The sequence below is a fragment of the Corynebacterium tuberculostearicum genome (assembly GCF_046097465.1).
In the GTDB taxonomy this organism is placed as follows: Bacteria; Actinomycetota; Actinomycetes; order Mycobacteriales; family Mycobacteriaceae; genus Corynebacterium; species Corynebacterium tuberculostearicum_I.
The window spans coordinates 2245203-2267939 of the sequence record NZ_CP175799.1 but is presented as its reverse complement, the minus strand read 5'-3'; the positions used below and the strand labels follow the sequence as shown (position 1 = coordinate 2267939).

19 protein-coding genes, 1 tRNA gene and 1 pseudogene are annotated in these 22737 nt (G+C 63.0%); 10 read left to right on the top strand and 11 right to left on the bottom strand.

Translation table 11 applies throughout. The annotated features are described in order from the left end of the window. Position 1 precedes the first annotated feature (1 nt). The 3 genes from ACKFRX_RS10730 to ACKFRX_RS10720 are packed head-to-tail and all read right to left on the bottom strand — an operon-like array spanning position 2 to position 2560. On the bottom strand, positions 2-916 hold the full coding sequence (locus ACKFRX_RS10730; RefSeq protein WP_208853870.1) for a metal ABC transporter permease: 915 nt from the start codon (positions 914-916) through the stop codon (positions 2-4). After that, entirely contained in the window at positions 894-1595 is a 702-nt protein-coding gene (locus tag ACKFRX_RS10725; protein ID WP_408927815.1) for a metal ABC transporter ATP-binding protein, read from the bottom strand. Before ACKFRX_RS10725 ends, ACKFRX_RS10730 begins: the two co-directional genes overlap by 23 nt. Continuing rightward, the gene (locus ACKFRX_RS10720; RefSeq protein ID WP_408927814.1) at positions 1595-2560 is read right to left on the bottom strand and encodes a metal ABC transporter solute-binding protein, Zn/Mn family; all 966 of its coding nucleotides are present in this window, start codon (positions 2558-2560) and stop codon (positions 1595-1597) included. The genes ACKFRX_RS10725 and ACKFRX_RS10720 overlap by 1 nt, the downstream gene beginning before the upstream one ends. 80 nt (positions 2561-2640) lie before the next feature. On the opposite strand from ACKFRX_RS10720, the gene ACKFRX_RS10715 reads away from it, so the two are divergent. Next, complete coding sequence (locus ACKFRX_RS10715; protein WP_408927813.1) at positions 2641-3846, top strand: LacI family DNA-binding transcriptional regulator; 1206 nt, start codon at positions 2641-2643, stop codon at positions 3844-3846. 40 nt (positions 3847-3886) lie between these two features. Here the strand turns inward: ACKFRX_RS10715 and otsB are convergent, their stop codons facing one another. From otsB to thrE, 5 genes are all read right to left on the bottom strand, one after another. Next, positions 3887-4669, bottom strand: coding sequence for a trehalose-phosphatase (gene otsB / locus ACKFRX_RS10710; protein ID WP_408927812.1), 783 nt, complete (start codon positions 4667-4669; stop codon positions 3887-3889). Positions 4670-4687: 18 nt separating this feature from the next. Next, the gene (locus ACKFRX_RS10705; protein WP_408927811.1) at positions 4688-5209 is read right to left on the bottom strand and encodes a hypothetical protein; all 522 of its coding nucleotides are present in this window, start codon (positions 5207-5209) and stop codon (positions 4688-4690) included. Further along, a complete protein-coding gene (locus ACKFRX_RS10700; protein WP_408927810.1) occupies positions 5206-6648 on the bottom strand; it encodes a trehalose-6-phosphate synthase in 1443 nt (480 codons plus the stop codon). The genes ACKFRX_RS10705 and ACKFRX_RS10700 overlap by 4 nt, the downstream gene beginning before the upstream one ends. A gap of 14 nt (positions 6649-6662) precedes the next feature. Then, complete coding sequence (locus ACKFRX_RS10695) at positions 6663-7022, bottom strand: hypothetical protein (RefSeq protein WP_198492047.1); 360 nt, start codon at positions 7020-7022, stop codon at positions 6663-6665. Positions 7023-7108: 86 nt separating this feature from the next. Then, the gene (gene thrE / locus ACKFRX_RS10690; RefSeq protein WP_408927809.1) at positions 7109-8845 is read right to left on the bottom strand and encodes a threonine/serine exporter ThrE; all 1737 of its coding nucleotides are present in this window, start codon (positions 8843-8845) and stop codon (positions 7109-7111) included. A 151-nt stretch (positions 8846-8996) separates the two neighbouring features. Here thrE and ACKFRX_RS10685 point away from each other — a divergent pair. After that, positions 8997-9069 (top strand) — tRNA-Thr (locus ACKFRX_RS10685). A 28-nt stretch (positions 9070-9097) separates the two neighbouring features. Here ACKFRX_RS10685 and ACKFRX_RS10680 read toward each other — a convergent pair. Further along, positions 9098-9652, bottom strand: a complete 555-nt coding sequence (locus tag ACKFRX_RS10680) for a TetR/AcrR family transcriptional regulator (RefSeq protein ID WP_179386962.1) — start codon at positions 9650-9652, stop codon at positions 9098-9100. Continuing rightward, positions 9618-11128, bottom strand: a pseudogene (locus ACKFRX_RS10675) (MFS transporter). The gene ACKFRX_RS10680 and the pseudogene ACKFRX_RS10675 overlap by 35 nt, the downstream one beginning before the upstream one ends. Positions 11129-11310: 182 nt before the next feature. Between ACKFRX_RS10675 and ACKFRX_RS10670 the strand changes: the two are divergent. The 3 genes from ACKFRX_RS10670 (at position 11311) to ACKFRX_RS10660 (ending at position 15471) form a co-directional block, all read left to right on the top strand. Then, entirely contained in the window at positions 11311-13056 is a 1746-nt protein-coding gene (locus tag ACKFRX_RS10670; RefSeq protein ID WP_200435761.1) for a pyruvate dehydrogenase, read from the top strand. Between the two features lie 186 nt (positions 13057-13242). Beyond that, positions 13243-13947 carry a response regulator transcription factor gene (locus tag ACKFRX_RS10665; RefSeq protein ID WP_150850895.1) on the top strand — a complete coding sequence of 235 codons (705 nt, stop codon included), beginning with the start codon at positions 13243-13245 and terminating at the stop codon, positions 13945-13947. A gap of 12 nt (positions 13948-13959) precedes the next feature. Further along, positions 13960-15471 (top strand): sensor histidine kinase, encoded by a 1512-nt coding sequence (locus ACKFRX_RS10660; protein WP_408920051.1) that lies wholly within the window; start codon positions 13960-13962, stop codon positions 15469-15471. On the opposite strand, the gene ACKFRX_RS10655 is transcribed toward ACKFRX_RS10660, so the two are convergent. Continuing rightward, positions 15468-15896, bottom strand: coding sequence for an HIT family protein (locus ACKFRX_RS10655; RefSeq protein ID WP_005330004.1), 429 nt, complete (start codon positions 15894-15896; stop codon positions 15468-15470). The genes ACKFRX_RS10660 and ACKFRX_RS10655 overlap by 4 nt on opposite strands. Before the next feature lie 35 nt (positions 15897-15931). Here ACKFRX_RS10655 and purD point away from each other — a divergent pair, with 35 nt between their 5' ends. From purD to ACKFRX_RS10630, 5 genes are all read left to right on the top strand, one after another. After that, positions 15932-17206 carry a phosphoribosylamine--glycine ligase gene (gene purD, locus ACKFRX_RS10650; RefSeq protein WP_408919614.1) on the top strand — a complete coding sequence of 425 codons (1275 nt, stop codon included), beginning with the start codon at positions 15932-15934 and terminating at the stop codon, positions 17204-17206. 41 nt (positions 17207-17247) lie between these two features. After that, positions 17248-18678: an adenylosuccinate lyase gene (gene purB, locus ACKFRX_RS10645; protein WP_250409045.1), complete on the top strand. Its 1431-nt coding sequence runs from the start codon at positions 17248-17250 to the stop codon at positions 18676-18678. A 161-nt stretch (positions 18679-18839) separates the two neighbouring features. Then, positions 18840-19733 (top strand): phosphoribosylaminoimidazolesuccinocarboxamide synthase, encoded by an 894-nt coding sequence (locus ACKFRX_RS10640; protein ID WP_408919615.1) that lies wholly within the window; start codon positions 18840-18842, stop codon positions 19731-19733. Positions 19734-19772: 39 nt separating this feature from the next. After that, positions 19773-21896 (top strand): S9 family peptidase, encoded by a 2124-nt coding sequence (locus ACKFRX_RS10635; protein WP_408919616.1) that lies wholly within the window; start codon positions 19773-19775, stop codon positions 21894-21896. A gap of 56 nt (positions 21897-21952) precedes the next feature. After that, the gene (locus tag ACKFRX_RS10630) at positions 21953-22636 is read left to right on the top strand and encodes a DUF2334 domain-containing protein (protein WP_005325788.1); all 684 of its coding nucleotides are present in this window, start codon (positions 21953-21955) and stop codon (positions 22634-22636) included. Positions 22637-22737: the final 101 nt, after the last annotated feature.

Here is a 22737-nt window from a genome sequence, read left to right as displayed (position 1 = left end):
TCTAGTCGGCGTGGTGCTCCTCGGCGGTGCTGTGGCAGTCGGCGTGGAAGCGCTTAGCGGCGACCTCGTCGCGCACCGCCTTTTTATTGCGCTGCCAGCCAATGAGGCGGCACACCAGGTAAATGACAAAAGAAATCGTGGTGACGAAAACCGAGACCGGCAGGCCGGGCGCGAGCGACAAGACAAAGCCGCCGACGGCCGAGACCTCAGCAAAGATGGTGGCCCACATGACCGCGCGCAGGGGCGAGGAGGTAATCTGCACGGCCGCCGCACCCGGGGTAATGAGCAGCGCCATGACGAGCAACGAGCCGACGATTTGTACCGACTGTGCGGCCGCCAAGCCTACGAGTACGGCGAAGGCGACGGAAATGAAGCGGGTGGGTACGCCTGCGGCCTGGGCCATGACCGGGTCGGCCGAGGCGAAGAGCATGGGCCGCCATAGGATGGCGACGGCGGCGAGGATGACTACGGTGGTTGCGGCCAAAAGCCAGACCGAGGCGGAAGATACGCCGACGATCTGGCCGGTCAAAAGCGTCATCGCGGTATTCGCGTTGCCAGGGTAGAGGTGCAAAAACAGCACCGAGAGGCCTAAGCCAAAGCTCATGACCACGCCGATGGCGCTGTCTTGTTGCCCTTTGAAGCCCAGCACGGCGAGGATGATGGCGGCCACGATGGCGCCGGCCACGGCGCCAAAGCCTAGGTTGAGGCCGAAGAGAAGTGCGGCCGAGGCGCCCATGAGCGCGAGCTCGGAGGTGGCGTGGACGGAAAAAGACATCTGGCGCAGCACGATGAGCGAGGTCATCACGCCGGAAAGGATGCCCAGCAGCGCGGAGGCGATAAGCGAGGATTGCACAAAATCCACGCTGAGCAGGTACTGGGTGTCTTCCATAAAGCTAGACAACGATGAGCCTCCCATCGACGTTTAAGACGTTGACCTTGGAACCGTAGAGCTCGGAAAGGACATCGGAGCGCATGACCTCATCCACCGTGCCGAAGGTATGGCCGCCAGGGGCGAGGTAGAGCACCTTATCGGTCACCCCGAGCACCGGGTTGATGCCATGGGTGACAAACATGATGGAGGTACCGCGCTCGCGGCGCAGTGCATCCAGCTTGTCCACGGTGGCCTGCTGGCGCGCCGGGTCGAGCGAGAGCAGCGGCTCATCGGCGAGAATGAGCTCGGGGTCGTTGGCCAGCGCTTGGGCTTGGCGGATGAGCTGCTGCTGGCCGCCGGAAAGCTGGCCGACGCGGCGGTCGCGCAGCCCGGTAGCACCAACCTCGGCGAGGAGATCGTCGACGCGGTGGCGGGGCGGGCGGCGGCGTCGGAAAGCGCCGTGTGCCAGGGAGAGCGAGACTAAGTCGCGGGCGCGCAGGGGCAGGTCGGCCGGGAACATGCGTTGCTGCGGGATGAAGCCGACCCGGCAGTTAACGTCGACGCTGCCGGCCGTGAGCTTGCGGGTGCCCAAGATGGTGCCGAGCAGGGTGGATTTGCCCACGCCATTGGGGCCCAAAACGGCGATAAACTCGCCGCGGTCAACGGCGAGGTTAAGGCTGGACCACAGCGGGGCAACCGCTGCGTCATGAAAATGGATGAGCACTAGAGCTGCCCCAGGGAGTCGGTGACCTCGTCATAGTAGGTCCAGAATTCTTTGCCATCCGGCGGGGTCTCGCCGATTTCGACGATAGAGACGTCCGCATCCTCCGCGGCGGACTTGATACGGCCGGCGGTATCGGTTTCGGTCTGTGGGTTAAAGATAAGCAGGTCTACCTTGTCCTCTTTAATCGCCTTGGTGAAGGCAGCGAGGTCGGCCGCGGTGGGCTCGCCCTCAGAAATGGTGGCCTTGCGGTAGCCCTCTGGGGTGACGTCCTTGCCGGAGGTGTACTTCATGATGTAATCCGCAATCGGCTCGGTCTGCGCGTAGGAGAGGTCGCCCGGCAGCTCCTTGAGCTTGTCACGCAGGCGGTCGACGTGGGAATCCACGCGCTCGGTGCTGGCATTAGCATCGGTATTGAGCTCGTTGATCTGGTCAGCGATATTTCCTGCGACCTCGTCGAGCGCGGCCGGGTCGTACCAAATGTGCTCGTTGCCCTCGATGTTGGTGACCTGCTTCGGGTCCTTCTTGGCGGTGGCCTTGGCGGCGTCGATGGTCATGACATTGGGGTCATCGGCCAGCTTGCCGTGGTCGGTGAGCGGCAGGGCGGAGACGATGTTGTCCTGATCAGAAACGGCCTGGTAAATCCAGGAATCGTAGCCGCCGCCGTTGACCACGAGCAGGTCCGCGTCCTCGGCCTTGGCGATATCGGCCGCGGAAGGCTCAAAGTGGTGCGGGTCGACGCCGTTGCCTTCGACGATGGGCTTGACCTCGATGTCCACGCCGGAGGCGGTATCGGCCACGGCTTGGGCGACGTCGGCCCAGATGGAGGTGGACGCGACGATGGAGATCTTCTTCTGAGCGCCCGGCTCGGCGGCCGAGTCCTCGGAGTCGGAAGAGCAGGCGGTGGCGGTCAGCAGGAGACCACCGGCCGCGAGGAGGGCTGCGGATGCGCGAAGTGAGGTATGCATAGTTTCCAGTGTGCGTTTGATGGGAACCATTGTCAATTGAATATGTATTGAAAATACGGCCGCGGGGTATGCTTGCAGTCATGGTGAAACGCAGCCCCACCCGCAAGACGCTGGCCTCGCTGGCCGCCGAGCTGGGTGTTTCGCGCACGACGGTATCTAATGCCTATAGCCGGCCGGACCAGCTTTCGACCGCAACGCGCGAGCGCATCCTGGCGGCGGCGAAGGCGCGCGGGTACCCCGGGCCGGACCCCACGGCCCGCAGCCTGCGCACCCGTCGCGCGGGCTCGGTGGGCGTGCTGCTGACCGAGCATCTCTCTTACGCCTTCGAGGATATGGCCTCGGTAGATTTCTTGGCTGGAATGGCAGAGGCCTCGGCCGGCGCGCAGACCACGCTCACCCTCATCCCGGCCGGCCCGGAGGACGAGGCGGAGGCGGCCAGCCTGGTGGGCTCGGCCGCGGTGGATGGCTTTGTGGTTTATTCCGTGGCGGCAGGGGATGCCTACTTGGAGGCGGCGCGCGGCCGCGGGCTGCCGGTGGTGGTCTGTGATCAGCCAACGGATTCGGGACTGCCGTTCGTGGGAATCGATGACCGCGCGGCGATTACCCCGGCCGCCCGTGCGCTGGTGGAGGCCGGCCACCGCAAGATTGGCGTGCTGGCGATTCGCCTCAAACGCGAGCGCCACGATGGCCCCATTTCGTGGGGTGAGCTACAGGGCGCCGATATGCACGTGCAGCGCGCCCGAGTCATGGGTGCCATGGACGTCTTTGCGCGGGCGGGCATCGCGCCGGAGACCGTGCCCGTGGTCACCCAGCACATCAACGATGCGCACACCACGCGGGCGGCCGCGCAGTTGCTTCTCGACGCCCACCCCGACCTCACCGCCGTCCTGTGCACCACCGACTCGATGGCGCTGGGCGTGATGACCTATGCGCGCGAGCGGGGCATCGACATTCCCGGTGAGCTGTCCGTTACCGGCTTCGACGGCATTGATGCGGCGCAGCGCCTTGGCTTGACGACGATCGTCCAACCCAATAAGGCCAAAGGCGCGGCCGCCGGCCACATGCTCGCTAAGCTCATCGCCGGCGCCGAGGGTTCGGACGCGAGCGAAACTGCGGTTGCAACTGAGTCGGCCGCAGCCAAGCAGGCCGCTGCAAGGGCGGCCGATGCGGAACCGGCAATGTCTGGGCCAGCGGTGGCGGAGCCTGCGGTGCCGGAGCCTGCGGTGCCGCGGCGCGTGCTGCAGACCAGCTTCGCGGCGGGGCGGACGGTGGCGCCGCCGCGCTAGGAGCGCTGTACTCCACAGCGCTGTGCTAGGCTGCGCCGCACTAGGCTGCGCCGCCGGCGTCGGGGTGGCCGACATGGGCCGCGCGGGCGGCGGCGAGTTCGGTGAGGAAGTGGGCGACAGCGTCGACGTCGGCAAGCTGCACTACGGCCGCCGTCTCGCCCTCGCCGACCTTGACGCCGACGTCTGGTGGCTGGTGCAGGGCGCGGAAACCATCCTCGTCGGTGACATCATCGCCTAAGAAAACCATGGCGGTGGCTCCGGTGCGCTCGCGCAGGTTTTCAATCCACGTGCCCTTGGTGGCCTGGGTGGCGGAAAACTCCACCACGGACTTGCCGGCCGTGCGCGGGAAGCCGCCCGGATCGAGCGCGAGGCCGGCCTCATAAGCTTGAGCGGCAGCCTCTGGATCGGAATCCTCCAGCGCGCGCAGGTGCAACACGCGCTGGAAGGGCTTGACCTCGATATCCGCGCCGGGGAAGCGCTCCATGATCTCGCGAATCTCGGCTTCCTTGGTGGCGAGGTGATCGCGCATCGCGGGGGTCAGATCTGTCTCCTCCCACGAGGATTCGGCGCCGTGGGAGCCGCCAAAGACAACGGGCTCGCGTAGTGGGCACACGCGCTGGAGGCCTTCGAGGTGGCGGCCGGAGAGAACGGCCGCGGTGGTATTCGGCAGGTGGGCCAGTTTATCCAGGGCGCTCAGTGATTCCTGGTTCATTTCGACCTCATAGATAGCCGTGGCGAAGGGGGAGAGCGTGCCGTCGAAATCCGAGACCACCGCGAGGTGCTCGGCGGCGGCAAGGGCCTTGATGGCAGTTGAAAGCGTCATGGCTTATAGCCTACGCAACTAACCGCCGAGGGAAACCAACTTGATAGACGGCGAGTCCACCTCATCTGTCACCAGTTCCAAGACCAGTTGGTTATTGGAATTGACGGTGTAGTGGAAATCGTGGTCCGCGGAAATCAGGTTGCGCAGTAGGTTATCGGCCCACACGGACGCGCCGTGGCAATCTTCGGCGGTCTCGTCAAACTCCACCTCATCAAAGTGGAGGCGGTTGCCCTCGCGGATGTTTTGGCGCTCATCATCGGCGGAATAGGTCACCTTGCCCACCAGTTGGGCGCACCCGGTGGTGCCCACCATCGTGGACTCGCCAAAACTCAACGTAGGGGCCTGCGGAATGGACTCCGGGATGGTGGAGGCGGCATCCGGCGTGGTGTTGATGGAGACTACCTGCCACTGCTTATCCAAGATTTGCTTATCGCCAGGGGCTTTCGGTTCCTCGTCGCCGGAGCCGCAGCCGGCCAGTAATGCGGCGACACAGGTTGCGGCAATGGGCGCTGCGGCCAGGCGGGGAAAGCGAGACATCATGCGCTCGCCCCCTGTTCTTCGGCGTGGCGCAGGCAGCCCAGGAAGGACTGGGACCATAGCTGCACGTCGTGCTCGGTGACCTGTTGGTGCATGGTGAGCATGCGCTGGGTCATGGTGGAGGGGGCGTCGTCAAGCGCCTTGAGCGCATTGAGCAAGGCAGCCTTGACGGACTCGATATCGAAAGGATTGCACAGGTAGGCCTGGCTGAGCTCATCGGCCGCGCCGGCGAACTCGGAGAGCACCAGCGCACCCGAGCCATCGTCGTGGCAGGCCACGTATTCCTTGGCCACCAGGTTCATACCGTCCTTGAAGGGGGTCACCAGCATGACATCGGCCATGCGGTAGTAGCAGCGCAGGAGGCTCTTGGCCACGCCCCGGTGCTGGTAGTGCACCACCGGGTGGCCCACACGGGCAAAGCGCCCGTTGATGCGGCCAACGGCTTCTTCCACCTTGGAACGGGTGGCCTTGTAATGGTCGAGGCGCTCGCGCGACGGCGTGGCTAGCTGCACCAGCGTTACCTCTTCCGGGTCGAGCGCGCCGGTTTCCAGCAGCTCCTCAAAGGCGGTCAGCCGCTGCAGGATGCCTTTGGTGTAATCGAGGCGATCCACACCCAAGATGATGCGTTGGGGTGAGCCCAACTCTTTGCGCAGCTTGGCGACGTCCCCCTTATCCTCCCCAGTGAACGCGGCAAAGTCCTTTGCTGCGATAGAAATGGGGAAGGCGCCGACGCCGATGGTGCGCCCCTGTGGCAGGCGAATATGCGCGGTGACCTCGCGGGTGCTGGCCTCGCCTTCCACGTTGAGGCCCTGGCGGCGGGCAAGCTCCAAGAAGTTGCGGGCATTGGCCTCCAAGTGGAAGCCGATGAGATCCGCGCCAAGTAGTCCGCGCACGAGCTCCTCGCGCCAGGGCAGCTGGCGGAAGAGATCGGCAGAAGGGAAGGGGATGTGCAGGAAGAATCCGATGGTGAGATCCGGGCGCTTCTGGCGCAGGATGCCGGGTAAAAGCTGCAGCTGGTAGTCCTGTACCCACACGGTGGCGCCCTCGGCGGCGACCTCGGCTACTTCGTCTGCAAAACGCAGGTTGACCTCGCGATAGGCGTGCCACCAATCGCGGTCATAGGTAGGGGTGACGATGAGATCATGGTAGAGCGGCCACAGGGTGGCATTAGAAAAACCCTCATAAAAGCCCTCGAAATCGGACTCGGTGAGTCTGACCGGGTGCAGCAGCACGCCGGCATCGGTGCGGAAGGGCTCTGGTGCGGCATCGGCCACACCGGGCCAGCCCACCCAACATCCCTGGTGTGATTCGAGGACTGGAGACAATGCGGTGACCAGACCGCCCGGCGAGGGCGTCCAGGTATGGCTGCCATCAGGCCGGGTCTCCAGATCTACCGGCAGGCGGTTGGCCACCACCACGAAGTCATTGCCACGCTCACTCATGGTGCAAGAATAACTTAAGACTTCTTAGTGGACTTTTTCGTTGCCTTCTTGGAGGCCTTCTTCGTCGCCTTTTTGGTGGCCTTCTTTGTAGCCTTCTTGGTCGACTTCTTCGTCGATTTCTTGGTGGACTTCTTCGTGGACTTTTTGCTGGATTTCTTGGTCGACTTCTTCGGAGCGGCATCGGCCTGCTCCGCCAGCACCTTCTTGTGCACCAGGCCCTTTGGCTCCACGCCCAGCATGGACATCAGGGTCACGCCGTCGAGGAAGTCCTGTGCATAGGTGGCCACGATGCGGCGGGCTGCGCGGGAGGTCTCCTCCTCAAGGGCGTGATTCTGGTCAGCCTGTGGGTGGGTGTCTTGGACCTTGGGTGGCACGACGTGTCCTCCTGAACGTTGTGGAAACTACTTAAGCGCTTGCAAGAAAAGCTATCAGAGCAAATATTGTACGCTACCGGCGGCGTTTAGGGCCGCTCGGGTCCGGATTCGGTGCCCGGCTGCTCCGGTTTCTGGGCACGAAACGTTTCGGTGCCGGGCACGGTATAGGTGGTCTTCTCGCGCTGCTGCGGCTGCGCCGGCCACTGGGAATCTTCCGGCCACAGGTCCGCGGCCGAGCGGGTATGCGGCGCATGGTTTTGGGCCTCGTGGCGCGGGTGGTGCTGCGGCGGCTTCGGCCCGAGCTTGGGTGGTAACTCCGGGCGATTGACGCGCGGGGCAAACGGGGACATCGGCACGCGCGGGATGCGCGGGGCCTTGCGGGCCAAGTGCGTGGCCTTATGGAACGAGAAGCGGCCGATGCGCTTGAAGGCGGTGTACGGGCGGAAGTACTGCGGGCGGCGCAGGCGGCGAGCCACGCGCTCGCCCAGTACTACGCCGGCGGCCAGGGCGCCGGAGATGGCCAGCGCCATCGCCATATTGGTAAAGCCGGTAATCATCTGCTCATTGAGCGAGGCGTACATGCCGCGGTAGAGCATGAGGCCGGGCAGCATCGGCGTATAGCCCACGATCATGGTGATAAGCGGCGGAATTCCCCAGCGGCGCGACATCAAACCGCCGGCGAGGCCAACGACCACCGCGGAAAGACCAGAGGCAATCACCGGGCCGACGCCGAAGGGCACCACCACGAAGTAGTAGAAAATCATGCCGGCCGCGGCCGTAAGGCCAGACATGGTGACCTCAATCCAGGCCGCGCCGCAGGCCAGTGCAAAGGCAGCAGAGCCCGTGCCGCCAAGCAGCACTAGCAGTGGAATTTCGTGGTAAACCGGCGGGGCCAGCGTGGCCAGCGGCGGCAGGTTAAAGCCCAGGGAATCGGCCAGCTGGATGCCCACACCGACGCCGGCGATGATGGCGCCGGTAGATAGCAGCGCCTCAAAGAAGCGGGCGGAGGAGGTGACGGGGGCGCGCGTGATGCCGTCGACAAGCGATTGCACCAACGTCAGCCCCGCCACCAGCACGATGATGCCGGAGGCAATGATCTGCGCGGGCGAGAAATTAATGCCGAAAGAGGCCGCGACATTGTACAAAATGGCGGCCGGGAAGACGGCGAAAAAGCCGCCGACCACATTCTGATAAAAGGGCGGCAGGCGGTAATTAGCCAACCAGGCGTTCAAGCCCATGATGAACGCGGAGACCACAAACGCCACCACGCCGACGAGCAGGTCGCCGCCAAGCATCATGGAAATCAGGCCACCCATTGCGCCCCAGCCGAGCATGACCGTGGACGGCTTATAAGGCGCTGGCATGCGGTCGATCTCGTCTAGGCGCTGCTCCGCCATGGCCGGCGGCATCTGGCCGGAGTGGATGGAGCGAATGAGCTTATCGACGGCCGCGAGCTTGGAGAAATCCACGCCAATGCTTGGCACCACGCGGAAGACGTGCAGGTTTTGGCGCTGTTCGCCGGTGCCGATGGTGGTGTGGATGGTGATGGTATTCATCAAGATGTCCACGTGGCAGTAGTGCAAGCCATAGGAGGATGCCGCCAGATGTACCTGGGCGCGGGCATCCGAGTTGGCGGTGCCGGCTCCGATGAGGATTTCACCAATGCGGGCGGCGATCTCCATAACGCCGGTGACCTGGGCGGCGTCATGGAGATTGACCGGGGCGAGTGGGGATGGCGGCGGTGCGGCTTTAGCCGCGTCGATGATGGCTACCTGGCCCGAGGAAGCGCGCAGGCGCTCCCGCATAGCGGACAAAAATGACACGGAAATAACCCTCGAAAAAGCGCTGGGAATGTGGGATAGATTCTGCCTGAACTTTAGCCCCTGCACCCTGACAATGCATAGATGGGGGACCGGCTTTCCCTTCGGCGCTGGTGCTCGGGTACTATGCAACGAGCGGGATTTCTCCCGCAGTGCTGGAGTGGCGCAATTGGTAGCGCAACGCACTTGTAATGCGTAGGTTGCGAGTTCAAGTCTCGTCTCCAGCTCAAAAGGAGGCTGGGCCCCGGTGTGGGCCTAGCCTTCGGTGGTTTTCGAAGGGGCGTCGATAAGCCGAAAAAGCCGGTCGACCATGCGCTGGCGATTGGCGGGGGATAGCTTGCGCTGGTTGAGGTGATCGTGCACCCACAGTCCGGTACTCAGCAGCATGATTAGCAGATTATCCTCGTCCGTCTCGGCGGCGGAAGGATCGACCATCCAGCGCGCATCCACCTCGGCCCACTGGGCGGAAAAATCCGGGTGGGTCTGGGAATGCACGCACATCAAAAGCTTGATGAGCGGGTCGTTCTTGCCCATCGATAATACGAGCGCACGGGAGCGCTCGGCCCAGCTGAGCTCGCTTGCCGGGTGGCCGCCGGCCAGCTTCTCGAGTTCTGCTTCCCAGCGTGCGGCGCAAAATCCATGGCAGTCTACGAGCAGGTCGTGGCGGGTAGGGAAGTGATAAATGAGTCCGGACTTGGACATGCCGGTTGCTTGCGCCAGGGAGTCGTAGGTCAAGCCAGAGACATCCTCGGCGGCGATGATGTCGAGCGCAGCTTCAAGGGCTGCGTTCTTTTTGTTGAGTCGCGGCATAGGGATCTCCTGATTTCGGGTTATCGCGGAAACACCAGGCGGTTATCGCGGCTAGGAGCAAGGCGAAGCAAGCTAGGCCGCCGATGGTGGAAAGATATCCGGCATTGTAGGCGCTCGCGGCGGCCGCGTGGGAAGCGGGGTGATGCAGCGCGTCGGTACCCAGTTCCGCGAGGTGGGGCGGCAGTTCGCGGGCCATGAGTAGCGGCATGAGGGTGCCGGTCAGTGCAATGGAGATCAGGGTGCCGAATTCATAGGAAACCGCCTCTACGCCGGAAGCCATGCCGGTGCGATGAAGGGGAGCGGCATTGATGATGGCGGTGGAGGACACGGACATGGCCAGGCCCGCGCCGAGGCCGGTGAGCACTAGGGCGGAGACGAGTAGGGGAAGCGTCTCGCCCCGGCTCACCACCACCAGGGCCATGCCGGCGGCCATGAGCAAGAATCCGCCGCTAATGAGTGGGAGGAACCCCACGCGATGCAAGGTGGCACCACCCAGGATGGAGGTAGGGATGGCAGAGAGCGCCATGGCGGAGATGATGAGGCCGGCGTGGAGGGGTGAGAGGGCGTCGACAAGCTGCAGCTTTTGGGTACTCAGCAGCTCCAGGCCGGCGAGGCCGAACATGGCACCCCCGGCCGTTAGGGCCCCGCCGCTGAAGATACGGGAGCCAAAGATGTCGAAGGTCAGCAGGGGATCTGACAAGCGAGCCTGGCGGCGGCCGAAGGCGAGCGCGCCGCAGATGAAGACGATGCCTGCGGCGGCGCTCACCGGCCAATTATGTGCCAGGGATTTGATGGCCAGCACTAGGCTGGCGAGAGTGATAAGGGAATACAGGGACGAAGGGAAGTCCCAGTGTTTTAGGGGGTTCGGAGCGTTTGGCGGGGCAAGGAACAAGGTCAGCACAATGGTCACGACCACAACCGGGACATTGAGCAAAAAGACCGAGCCCCACCAGAAGTGCTCCAAAAAGAAGCCGCCCACGGTGGGGCCAGCCGCCGCGCCGATGACGGCGACAGAACCCCAGATGCCAATGGCCGTGTTGCGCTCCACCTCATCGGGAAAGGTAAGGCGGATGAGCGCCAGGCTCGACGGCATCATGATGGCGGCGCCGCAGCCAAGGAAGGCGCGGCCTACAACCAGCGTCCAGGCGCTGGGGAATAAGCGGCGAGCAGGGAAGCGCCGCCGAAGACGGCCAAGCCGATGAGAAACATCCGCCGGTGGCCGGTGCGATCGCCCAGCGTGCCGGCGCCAAGAAGGAGGCCGGAGAGCACCAACGCGTAGGCGTTGATAATCCAGAGTTGCTGGGTATCGGTGGTGTGCAATTGCTGCGATAGCTGCGGCAATGCGGTGTAGAGGATGGAATTATCCAGCCCAACCATGAGTAACCCCAGAGAGATGACGGCGCAGAAAGACCACCGCTGTGCGGCCGTGGTGGCCGCAGCGGCGTGGTCTTGTGCGCGGGGCGGGTGGATACTCATAGCGCAGTAAACAGTACCAAACAGTACCGAACGGTCGTTGCAGTTTGCAGCTCAAGATAGGTTAGTATTACCTTCCTCACAGCTGGGCGCAGTGTGTGAGTGTATAAGAGAACAGTGGACTTTACTGCGGTCTAAGTAGCACAGTGGTATTAACACCAATTAAGAGTTAAGGATGATTTTTAATGGCACGTAACTATGCAGAACAGCTAGTTGACACCCTGGAAAAGCAGGGTGTCGAGCGCATTTATGGCCTCGTCGGTGACTCCCTGAACCCGATCGTGGATGCCGTTCGTCGCTCCTCCATCGAGTGGATTCACGTCCGCAACGAGGAAGCAGCAGCCTTCGCTGCCGAGGCAGATTCCCTGACCACCGGCAAGCTTGCTGTATGTGCCGCATCCTGCGGCCCGGGCAATACCCACCTGATCCAGGGCCTGTACGATGCCCACCGCAACGGCGCTAAGGTGCTGGCACTGGCTTCCCACATCCCATCCCGCCAGATCGGCTCCAAGTTCTTCCAGGAGACCCACCCAGAGGCAATCTTCCAGGAGTGCTCTGGCTACTGCGAGATGGTTAACTCCGCTGAGCAGGGCGGCGTTGTCCTGCACCACGCCATCCAGTCCACCATGGCCGGCAATGGCGTTTCCGTCCTGGTTATCCCGGGTGACGTTTCCATGCAGGACGCTGAGGATGACTCCTTCGTCGAGTCCAAGATCTCTGCTGGCCGCCCGGTCGTCTTCCCGGATCCGGCCGAGGCCGCTGCCCTGACCCAGGCCATCAATGAGGCTAAGTCCGTCACCCTCTTCGTTGGCGCCGGCGTCAAGGACGCCCGCGAGCAGGTGCTCAAGCTGGCGGAGAAGATCAAGGCTCCCATCGGCCACGCTCTGGGTGGCAAGATGTACATCCAGTACGAGAACCCGTTTGACGTAGGCATGAACGGCCTGCTGGGCTACGGTGCGGCACACGAGGCCACCCACGAGGCTGACCTGCTCATCCTGCTGGGTACCGACTTCCCGTACAACGACTTCCTGCCGGATGCCAACGTGGCACAGGTGGACATCAACGGCTCCCACATCGGCCGCCGCACCAAGATTTCTTACCCGGTCACCGGTGACGTAGCCGCCACCATCGAGAACATCTTGCCGCACGTGGATGAGAAGAAGGATCGCTCCTTCCTGGACAAGATGCTCAAGAAGCACTACGGCAAGCTGGAGCACGTCGTTGAGGCTTATACCTCCAACGTGGACAAGCACACCCCGATCCACCCAGAGTACATTGCAGACCTGATTGATAGGAACGCGGATGAAGATGCCATCTTCACCGTCGATACCGGCATGTGCAACGTGTGGGGCGCTCGCTACATCACCGCCAACGGCAAGCGCGAGCAGATCGGCTCCTTCCGTCACGGCACCATGGCCAACGCCCTGCCGCAGGCACTGGGTGCACAGGCCGCTAACCCGGGCCGCCAGGTCATCACCTTCTCCGGTGACGGCGGACTGTCCATGCTGATGGGTGAGCTGCTCACCGTGAAGCTGCACAACCTGCCTATCAAGATGTTCGTGTTCAACAACTCTTCCCTGGGCATGGTCAAGCTGGAGATGCTGGTGCAGGGTCTGCCGGAGCACGAGACCGACCACGATTCCGTCAACTTTGCCAAGATTGCAGAGGCTTCCGGCATCAAGCACTTCCGCATCGAGGATCCGAAGGATGCACCGGAGCAGATCAAGAAGGCGCTGGCTTATAACGGCCCGGCTCTTATCGACGTCGTCACTGACCCCAACGCCCTCTCCCTGCCACCGACGCTGACCATCGAGCAGCTCATGGGCTTCTCCAAGGCTGCCACCCGCACCGTTCTGGACGGTGGCGTTGGCCAGATGATCACCATGGCAAAGTCCAACCTGCGCAATATCCCGCGCCCGCAGGACTTCTAAATAGCGCGCTGCGCTAGCTGCCACGCCCTTCCTCACCTGGGGAGGGGCGTGGTTTTCTTTTGCGCCGAGCAGGCCGAGCATCCACGTTCACAGGATTCAGGCAGAAACTCTTCAGTAGGCTGGAAAGCAAGCGTGCCATGATGGCGTGTTAGAAAATCGCAACCTTTAAGGGAGTCTGAGGAGAACATGGAAGACACTAAACTCGCCAAGGTTCTTGTCGTCGATGACGAACCCAATATTGTGGAGCTGCTTACCGTATCGCTGAAGTTCCAGAACTTCGAGGTATTTAGCGCCAATTCCGGCAACGAGGCGCTGCGCATTGCCCGCGAGGTAAACCCAGATGCCTACATCCTGGACGTCATGATGCCGGGTATGGATGGCTTCGAGCTGCTGGGCAAGCTGCGTCAAGAAGGCCTGGACGGCCCGGTGCTCTACCTCACCGCTAAGGACGGTGTGGACCAGCGCATCCACGGACTGACCATCGGCGCGGATGATTACGTGACCAAGCCATTTAGCCTGGAAGAAGTTATCACCCGCCTGCGCGTCATCATGCGCCGCGGTGGCGCGGCGGAAGAATCCACCAACGATGCCACCATGAGCTACGCGGATCTAACGCTCAATGATGACACCCATGAGGTCACCAAGGCCGGTGAGCTCATCGAGCTTTCGCCCACCGAGTTCAACCTCCTGCGCTACCTGATGCAAAACAAGGAAGTGGTGCTGTCTAAGTCCAAGATTTTGGACAACGTGTGGCACTACGATTTCGGCGGCGATGGCAACGTGGTCGAGTCCTATATCTCTTACCTGCGCCGCAAGATCGATACCGGCGAGACGCAGCTGATCCACACCGTGCGCGGCGTGGGTTATGTACTGCGCACCCCGCGCTCCTAAAGTGCTTAAGTGATGGAAGATTCACAGGAGACCAAGGGCCAGGCACCTGCGCCCGCGACGGCGACGGCGCGCCCGCAGTCCATGTGGCATGAGGGCCTGGGGCAAGGCGAAGGGGAGGGAAATTCCTCCAAGCGGCGGATGTTTTCCCAGATTCCGCAGGCCATGCCGCTGCGGACGTGGCTGGTCATCCTCCTCGTCGTGGTCTCCGGGCTCGGCATTACGGGCTCGTCCTTTGCGGTGAATTCCATCATGCGCAACGTGCTCTTCAATAACGTCGATGATGAGCTGCGCTCCGCGTCGACCACATGGGGGCGCGATATCAGCAATGACTTTTTCATCGGCGATCACACCAAGCGCCCACCTACCGAATACGTGGTGCTGAACTACCTGCCCGATGGCACCATCCGCTACTCGGGACCATCCTCGACTACCCCGAATGCGGAGAAGATCCCGCTCGGCGGCTACCCCACCACCGTGGGTTCCATCGAGAACAACACCAAGTGGCGCGCGCTCGCCTTCGCGGATTCCAACGGCGTCATCACGGTCATTGCCAAGGATATGACCCACGAGAAGGAAATCCTGCACGGCCTAGCCATGGTCCAAGTGACCATTGCCGCCATCGCCTTGGCCGCCATTGCGGCCGTAGGTTTCTGGTTTATCCGCAGGGCATTGCGGCCGCTGCGGGTGGTGGAAAAGACGGCGTCGGAAATCGCGGCAGGCGACCTAGACAAGCGTGTTCCCAAATGGCCGCTGCACACCGAGGTGGGCCAGTTGGCCGCCGCACTCAATATCATGCTGGGGCAGCTGCAGCGCTCCGTCGTGCGCGCGCAGGAGAAAGAGGAGCAGATGCGTCGCTTCGTTGGCGATGCCTCGCATGAGCTGCGCACGCCGCTGACCAGCCTGCGCGGCTATACCGAGCTCTATCGCTCCGGCGCCACCAAGGACGTGGATCTGGTCTTTTCCAAGATCGATGATGAGTCCAAGCGCATGTCCCTGCTGGTGGAGGACCTGTTGGCCCTTACCCGCGCCGAGGGTACGCGCCTAGACCTGCACCCCGTAGACCTGTTAGAGCTGGCCCTGTCTGTGGGCTCGTCCGCGCGTGCGGCCTTCCCCGGCCGCGAGATTAAGGTGGCCAATGACGCCAAGTCCATCCCGGTGGTCAATGGCGATGCCAGCCGCCTGCACCAGGTGCTGCTCAACCTGGTGACCAACGGCATCCGCCACGGCGGCGAGGATGCCGCGGTGACGCTGCGCCTGCGCCGCGAGGCCAATGATGTACTGGTCGATGTCAGCGATGATGGCAAGGGCATGTCCCAGGAAGATGCGGCGCATATCTTCGAACGCTTTTACCGCGCCGATACCTCGCGCACCCGCGATACCGGCGGCTCCGGCCTGGGCTTGGCCATCGTCCACTCCCTAGTGGAGCAGCACGATGGCAGCATTAGCGTCGACTCCGAGCTCGGCCGCGGCACCACCTTTACGGTGCGCCTGCCCGCGCTTGCCGACGCCCCCTCTGAGACCTAGTCCTCCCGAACGCCGTCCTCGTTGCAGCCGAGGTGCTGACGGATGCGGGCGGCCGCCTCATCCATCGCGGCATCGTCTGTGTTATCGGCGTCGAAGGCCTTGGCAAAGTCATACTCTTCCATTTTCTCGGTGGGGAAGAGGTGGATGTGGGTATGCGGGACATCGAATCCGGCGATGATGTAGCCGGTGCGCGGGGTATCAAACGCGGTCTTGATAGCGCCGCCGATTTCCAGGGCGACCTCGTTGAGGTGGGCCCAGGTCTGTGGATCCAGGTCGGTCCACTTATCTACTTCCTCGATGGGCACGACCAGGGTGTGGCCGTAACGCAGCGGCTCGATGGAGAGGAAAGCCACGCAGGTCTCATCGCGGTAGACAAAGCGAGCGGGTAGTTCACCATTAATGATCTTTGTAAATACAGAAGCCATGTGTGCCAGGCTACCCGCTGGTTATGATGGTGGGCATGCGCATTCTCGTAATTGGTTCGGGCGGCCGTGAACACGCCCTAGTCAAGGGCCTGTCCGCCGACCCTAAGAGCACCGAAATTCACGCCGCGCCAGGCAGCGCGGCCATGTCCGCTCTCGCTACCGTCCACCCGGATTACTCCCAGGTAGATGACGCTGATCGCATGGTGGAGCTCGCCCAGAGCATCGCCGCGGACCTCGTTGTCATCGGCCCTGAGGTTCCCCTCGTCGCCGGCGTGGCCGATGCTCTGCGCGCGGCCGGCATCGCGGTCTTTGGCCCCAGCAAGGAGGCAGCCCAGATCGAGGGATCCAAGGCCTTTGCCAAGGACGTCATGGAAGCCGCCGGCGTCAAAACCGCCCGCGCGGAGCAGCTGCGCCCAGGCGCGGGCGAGGACGACATTGAGGCCGCGCTCGACCGCTTCGTCCCGCAGTTCGTGGTCAAAGACGATGGCCTGGCCGGCGGCAAGGGTGTGGTGGTCACCCCGGACCGCGCCGCCGCCCGCGCCCACGTCGATGCCGTCCTCGCGGCCGGCAACCCGGTGCTGCTGGAATCCTTCCTCGACGGCCCCGAAGTCTCGCTCTTCTGCCTAGTCGATGGCGAGACCGTCGTCCCGCTGCTTCCAGCCCAGGATCACAAGCGTGCCTATGACAACGACGAGGGCCCCAATACCGGCGGCATGGGCGCCTACACCCCGCTGCCGTGGCTGCCGGAGGACGGCGTGCAGCGCATCGTGGACGAGGTCTGCACCCCTGTGGCCAAGGAAATGGCCCGCCGCGGCACCCCTTATTCCGGTCTGCTTTACGCCGGCCTGGCCTGGGGCGAAGAAGGCCCGGCCGTCGTCGAGTTCAACTGCCGCTTCGGCGATCCGGAGACCCAGGCAGTGCTCTCCCTGCTCAAGTCCCCGCTGGCTGAGGCCCTCCACGCCACGGCCACCGGCACCCTCTCCGAGCTCCCGCCGCTGGAGTGGGAGGATGGCTTCGCCGTCATCATCGTCATGGCGGCCGAGGGCTACCCGGCTTCCCCGCGCAAGGGCGATGCCATCTCCGGCGCCGCCTTGGACGATCCGCAGCGCGTCCTCCACGCCGGCACCGTGCATACCGATGGCGCCTACCGCACCGCGGGCGGCCGCGTGCTCAGCGTGCTGGGCAAGGGTGCCACGCTTGCCGACGCCCGCGCAGACGCCTACGCCACCGTCGACGGCATCGAGTTTGCGGGTGGGTTTGTGCGCCGGGACATCGGCAAGCGAGCAGAAGACGGTGAGATTTCTCTCTAACCCTTCACCCCGCGGCGGGGCAGGCATGGAATAATAGCCACGTGGCTGAAAAGAAGAAGATTTCCAACGTCCTGTCCTCCCGCTATGCCTCCGCGGAATTGTCCAATATCTGGAGCCCGGAGCATAAAATCATCTTGGAGCGCAAGCTCTGGATCGCGGTCATGCGCGCTCAGAAGGATCTGGGCGTAGACATCCCCGCCAAGGCCATCGATGCCTACGAGGCCGTGGTAGAGGACGTGAACCTCGAGTCCATCGCGGAGCGCGAGCGCGTCACCCGCCACGATGTGAAGGCCCGCATCGAAGAATTCAATGCGCTGGCCGGCTACGAGCACATTCACAAGGGCATGACCAGCCGCGATCTCACCGAGAACGTGGAGCAGCTGCAGATCCACACCTCGCTGGAGATCATCCGCGATAAGGCCATCGCCGTGGTCTCCCGCATCGGACGTCACGCCGCCGAGTACCAGTCCTTGGTCATGGCGGGCCGCTCCCACAACGTGGCCGCGCAGGCCACCACGCTGGGCAAGCGCTTCGCTACGGCCGGCGATGAGATGCTGCTGGCCATCGAGCGCGTCGAAGAACTCTTGGCACGCTACCCGCTGCGCGGCATCAAGGGCCCGATGGGCACCTCCCAGGACATGCTCGATCTCATGGGCGGCTCCGAGGACAAGCTCGCCTCCCTGGAGACGGCCATCGCGGATTACCTGGGCTTCCACCGCATCTTCAATTCCGTGGGCCAGGTCTACCCGCGCTCCCTCGACTTCGACGCCATCTCCGCCCTAGTGGAGCTCGGCGCCGCCCCGTCTTCGCTGGCCACCACCATCCGCTTGATGGCCGGCAACGAGACCGTCACCGAAGGCTTCAAGGAGGGCCAGGTTGGCTCCTCCGCCATGCCGCACAAGATGAACGCCCGCTCCTGTGAGCGCGTCGGCGGCTTGCAGGTCATCCTCCGCGGCTACCTCACCATGGCCGCGGACCTCGCTGGCCAGCAGTGGAACGAGGGCGATGTCTTCTGCTCCGTCGTCCGCCGCGTCGCGCTTCCCGACGCCTTCTTCGCCCTCGACGGCCAATTCGAAACCTTCCTCACCGTCCTCGACGAGTTCGGTGCCTTCCCGGCCATGATCGACCGCGAACTGGAGCGCTACCTGCCCTTCCTGGCCACCACCCGCATCCTCATGGCGGCCGTGCGCGCCGGCGTGGGCCGCGAGACCGCCCACGAGGTCATCAAGGAAAACGCCGTGGCCGTCGCGCTCAATATGCGCGAAAATGGCGGCGAGCAGGACCTAGTCCAACGCCTCGCCGCCGATGACCGCCTGCCCATGGACGAGTCCGACCTCGAGGCCGCCCTGGCCGATAAGCACGCCTTCATCGGCGCCGCCGAGTCCCAGGTCAGCCAGGTCCTCAACCGCATCAACGCGTTGGTAGGCGAGCACCCCAAGGCCGCGGCCTATACCCCGGGCGAGATCCTTTAAAACGAGCCGCACAGGGCGTCTTCCTGTCGCGGTGTTCCTTTCTCTTCGCAGCGCGCCTTCCTTTTTCGCATTTCGATCAAATAGCACCCGAATCCCGCGCGGATTTCGGGGCTTATTTGATTGAAACGTGCTCGCTACCCCTGGGCGCTAGAATGAAGGTCATGCGACCTGAGCTTTCTTCTTATACCCATCTTGCCTCCGGCAAGGTCCGCGATATTTACGATGTAGACGAGAACACCCTGTTGATGGTGGTCTCGGACCGCATCTCGGCTTACGACCACGCCCTCGAACCGGCCATCCCGGACAAGGGCCGCGTGCTGACCGCGACCTCGAAGTTCTTCTTCGACTCCATCGATTTCCCCAACCACCTGGCCGGCCCGCTCGATGATGAGCGCATCCCCGCCGAGTGCCTTGGCCGCGCGATGGTGGTCAAGAAGCTGGATATGTTGCCCTTCGAATGCGTGGCCCGCGGCTTCCTCACCGGTTCCGGCCTGAAGGAGTACAAGGCCAACGGCACCGTGTGCGGTATCGAGCTGCCGGAGGGCCTGGTTGAGGCTTCCCGCTTGCCCGAGCCCATCTTCACTCCGGCTACCAAGGCGGAACAGGGCGAGCACGATGAGAACGTCTCCTTCGACGTCGTGGTGGACAAGCTGGGCGCCGATCGCGCCGAGGAGTTGCGCGCGGCCACCCTCCGCATCTACTCCGAGGCCGCCACGCTTGCGGAGGAGAAGGGCATTATCCTCGCCGATACCAAGTTCGAGTTCGGCCTAGACAAAGACGGCACCCTCGTGCTGGCCGATGAGGTCCTTACCCCAGATTCCTCCCGCTACTGGCCGGCCGATTCTTACGTGGAGGGCGAGGCCCAGCCGTCCTTCGACAAGCAATACGTGCGCAATTGGCTGACTTCCGACGCCTCCGGGTGGGATCAAGCCGCCGACGGCACCCCGCCCCAGCTTCCCGACGATGTCGTTTCCGCCACCCGCCTGCGCTACATCGAGGCCTATGAGCGGCTTTCTGGCGAGCGCTTTGCGGACTTCCTCTCGCCCGAGGCCTAGCTCTCGCTCTACGGGGCGCCACGCGTACAGTGGGGCGGCATGAGCAACGAGAATCTTTCCGCCCCCGTGGCCGCCGTACACCCCGTGACCCGTTCCTTCCACGGACGTGAGTTCGTGGATAACTACGAGTGGCTGCGCGATAAGGAATCCCAGGAAACCCTGGATTACCTCAACGCAGAAAATGATTACACCAAGGCGAAGACCGCGCACTTGGATGAGATGACGGAGAATATCTTCCAGGAGATTAAGTCCCGCATCAAGCAAACCGATATGTCTGTGCCTTCTCGCCGCGGCGAGTACTGGTACTACGGCCGCACCGAGGAGGGCAAGAGCTATGGCTACTCCTGCCGCCTCCCGGTGGAGGAGGGGGCTGACCCATGGACCGCCCCGGTTATCCCAGAGGAAGGCACCCCGGCAGGCGAGGAGATTATCCTTGACGCCAACGCGCTGGCGGAGGGCAAGGACTTCTTTGCCCTCGGCGCCGCCTCCATCTCTGATTCCGGCCGCTACCTGGCCTATTCCGTGGACTTCGCCGGCGACGAGCGCTTCGAGCTCTACATTAAGGACTTGGAAAGCGGCGCGCTTCTCGACGACCACCTCAAGGGCATCTTCTACGGCGCCACCTGGGCCGGCGACGGCTATATCTTTTACACGACCGTCGACGAGGCATGGCGCCCCGACGCCATCTGGCGCCACAAGGTCGGCACCGCGCAGTCCGAAGACGTGCAGGTGTTCAAGGAAGAAGACGAACACTTCAACGTCGGCATCGGCAGCGCTCGCTCCGATAAATACCTCTTCCTTGGCGTGAGCTCCAAGGTGACCTCTGAGGTGTGGGTCCTCGAAGAAGACAACCCCGAGGGTGAATTCCGCCTGCTGTGGGAGCGCGAATCTGGCGTGGACTACGACGTCGACCACGCCGTCGTTAAGGGCGAGGATTACTGGATCGTCACCCACAACGCCACCGGCCCCAACTTCGAGGTTGGCTATACCAAGGCCGGGGATGGGCTGCCCGCCCTACGCGAGCTGCCGGCGCTCTTGCCGCACGAGGAGACCACCCGCATCGAGGGCGTGGACACCTACCGCGATCAGATTGTGGTGGGCTACCGCCGCGGCGGCATCGGCCGCGCCGCCATCATGCGCGTGAACGACGGCTTTAGCGAATTCGAAGAGCTCGACTTCGACGAAGAACTCTTCACCGTGTCCGTATCCGGTAACCCCGAGTGGGACGCACCGGTGCTGCGCGTGAGCTACGTGTCTTTCACCCAGCCCTCCCAGCTCTTTGATTACCGCGTGGATACCGGCGAATTTACCCTGCTCAAGGAACAGGAGGTTCCCGGCGGTTATAACCCGGATGACTATGTGGCCTACCGACTGTGGACCACGGCTGCCGACGGCACCGATATCCCCGTATCCATTGTCCACCGCGCCGACCTCGACCGCACTCAGCCGAATCCGACCCTGCTCTATGGTTACGGTTCCTATGAGGTCAGCGTGGATCCGGCATTCTCCGTTACCCGCCTGTCCCTCATGGACCGCGGCATGATCTTCGCCGTGGCCCATGTCCGTGGCGGCGGCGAGATGGGCCGTACCTGGTACGACGACGGCAAGATGCTCAAGAAGAAAAACACCTTCACTGACTTCATCGATGTCGCCGATGACCTCATCGCCCGCGGGGTGACCACCGCTGACCAGATGGTGGCCGAGGGCGGTTCGGCCGGTGGCATGCTCATGGGTGCGATTGCCAATATGGCCCCGGATCGCTTCACCGCCATCCAGGCCGTCGTGCCGTTCGTCGATCCGCTGACCTCCATTCTCATGCCGGAGCTTCCACTTACGGTGCCTGAATGGGAGGAGTGGGGCGACCCGTACCACGACCCAGAGGTTTATGACTACATGAAGTCCTACTCGCCGTACGAAAACATCGAGGCTAAGGACTACCCGGACATCCTGGCCATTACCTCGCTCAATGACACCCGCGTGCTCTATGTTGAGCCGGCCAAGTGGATCGCCCAGCTGCGAACGACGGCCACCGGCGGCGAGTTCTTGCTCAAAACCGAAATGGCCGCGGGCCATGGCGGCGTGTCCGGTCGCTATGAAAAGTGGCGCCAGAATGCCTTCGAGTACGCGTGGACCATCAACAAGGCCACCGGCTTGGAGAAGTAAAACCCGGATAGGGGGCCAACGCGCGAATCCTAAATTCCTGTGCGATAATTTTCCTTATGAATGGCCACCTTCTGGTATCTATCTCCAGCATCTTTGATGACACACGGAAGCAGGCTAGCCGGCTCCTCTCGATCCTTGATCGGGAGGAGATTCCTGTTTCCCTGCTGATTGCCCCGCATATCGACGGCAACTGGCACCTCGCCAAAGACAAAGACACCAAAAAGTGGCTCCAAGACCAAGCCGATGCCGGCCGCGTTCTTATCCTGAACGGTTTCGATCGCTCGGTGCAGGGCCGCCGCGCGGAATTCGCCAACCTCGATTCACACGAGGCGAAGTTGCGCCTCGCCGGAGCTACCCGCCAGATGGCCAAGATTGGCTTCGAGCCCACCATCTTTGCGCCCCCTCGCTGGCGCATGTCGCCCGGCACCTTGCAGGTCTTGCCGCAGTTCAAGTTTGAGGTAGCCGCCTCCACCCGCGGCATCCTCCAGATTAATTCCGGTAAGTTCCACCAAGCCCGCAACCTTTCTTTCGGTGAAGGCTTTGGTTCCGCCAAGTGGTGGCGCAAGAACATTATTCGCGCTGCTGAGCGCTCCGCCCAGCGCGGCAATACGGTCCGCCTTTCGGTTTCCGGCCGCAACCTGGATGACCGCAAAGTAATCAATGACTTCGTCAAAGCCGCCGACCGGGCCATCAACGCCGGCGCGACCCCTGCCGATTACGGCGCTTACCTTCCAAAATAGCCTGCGCATTCCCTCGTCAGAGGATCCGCGGAGCAATAAGCACAGCTTCGCGATTTTCGTCCATATAAACGCCCATTTCCGTCGACGGTTGCGGTGGTTTA

Bases quoted from the DNA above. Each gene is read 5' to 3' on its own strand.
- ACKFRX_RS10730 (WP_208853870.1), bottom strand. From the start codon at position 916: ATGGGAGGCTCATCGTTGTCTAGCTTTATGGAAGACACCCAGTACCTG.
- ACKFRX_RS10720 (WP_408927814.1), bottom strand. From the start codon at position 2,560: ATGCATACCTCACTTCGCGCATCCGCAGCCCTCCTCGCGGCCGGTGGT.
- ACKFRX_RS10715 (WP_408927813.1), top strand. From the start codon at position 2,641: ATGGTGAAACGCAGCCCCACCCGCAAGACGCTGGCCTCGCTGGCCGCC.
- otsB (WP_408927812.1), bottom strand. From the start codon at position 4,669: ATGACGCTTTCAACTGCCATCAAGGCCCTTGCCGCCGCCGAGCACCTC.
- ACKFRX_RS10705 (WP_408927811.1), bottom strand. From the start codon at position 5,209: ATGATGTCTCGCTTTCCCCGCCTGGCCGCAGCGCCCATTGCCGCAACC.
- ACKFRX_RS10700 (WP_408927810.1), bottom strand. From the start codon at position 6,648: ATGAGTGAGCGTGGCAATGACTTCGTGGTGGTGGCCAACCGCCTGCCG.
- ACKFRX_RS10680 (WP_179386962.1), bottom strand. From the start codon at position 9,652: ATGCCGCGACTCAACAAAAAGAACGCAGCCCTTGAAGCTGCGCTCGAC.
- ACKFRX_RS10670 (WP_200435761.1), top strand. From the start codon at position 11,311: ATGGCACGTAACTATGCAGAACAGCTAGTTGACACCCTGGAAAAGCAG.
- ACKFRX_RS10665 (WP_150850895.1), top strand. From the start codon at position 13,243: ATGGAAGACACTAAACTCGCCAAGGTTCTTGTCGTCGATGACGAACCC.
- ACKFRX_RS10660 (WP_408920051.1), top strand. From the start codon at position 13,960: ATGGAAGATTCACAGGAGACCAAGGGCCAGGCACCTGCGCCCGCGACG.
- ACKFRX_RS10655 (WP_005330004.1), bottom strand. From the start codon at position 15,896: ATGGCTTCTGTATTTACAAAGATCATTAATGGTGAACTACCCGCTCGC.
- purD (WP_408919614.1), top strand. From the start codon at position 15,932: ATGCGCATTCTCGTAATTGGTTCGGGCGGCCGTGAACACGCCCTAGTC.
- ACKFRX_RS10640 (WP_408919615.1), top strand. From the start codon at position 18,840: ATGCGACCTGAGCTTTCTTCTTATACCCATCTTGCCTCCGGCAAGGTC.
- ACKFRX_RS10635 (WP_408919616.1), top strand. From the start codon at position 19,773: ATGAGCAACGAGAATCTTTCCGCCCCCGTGGCCGCCGTACACCCCGTG.
- ACKFRX_RS10630 (WP_005325788.1), top strand. From the start codon at position 21,953: ATGAATGGCCACCTTCTGGTATCTATCTCCAGCATCTTTGATGACACA.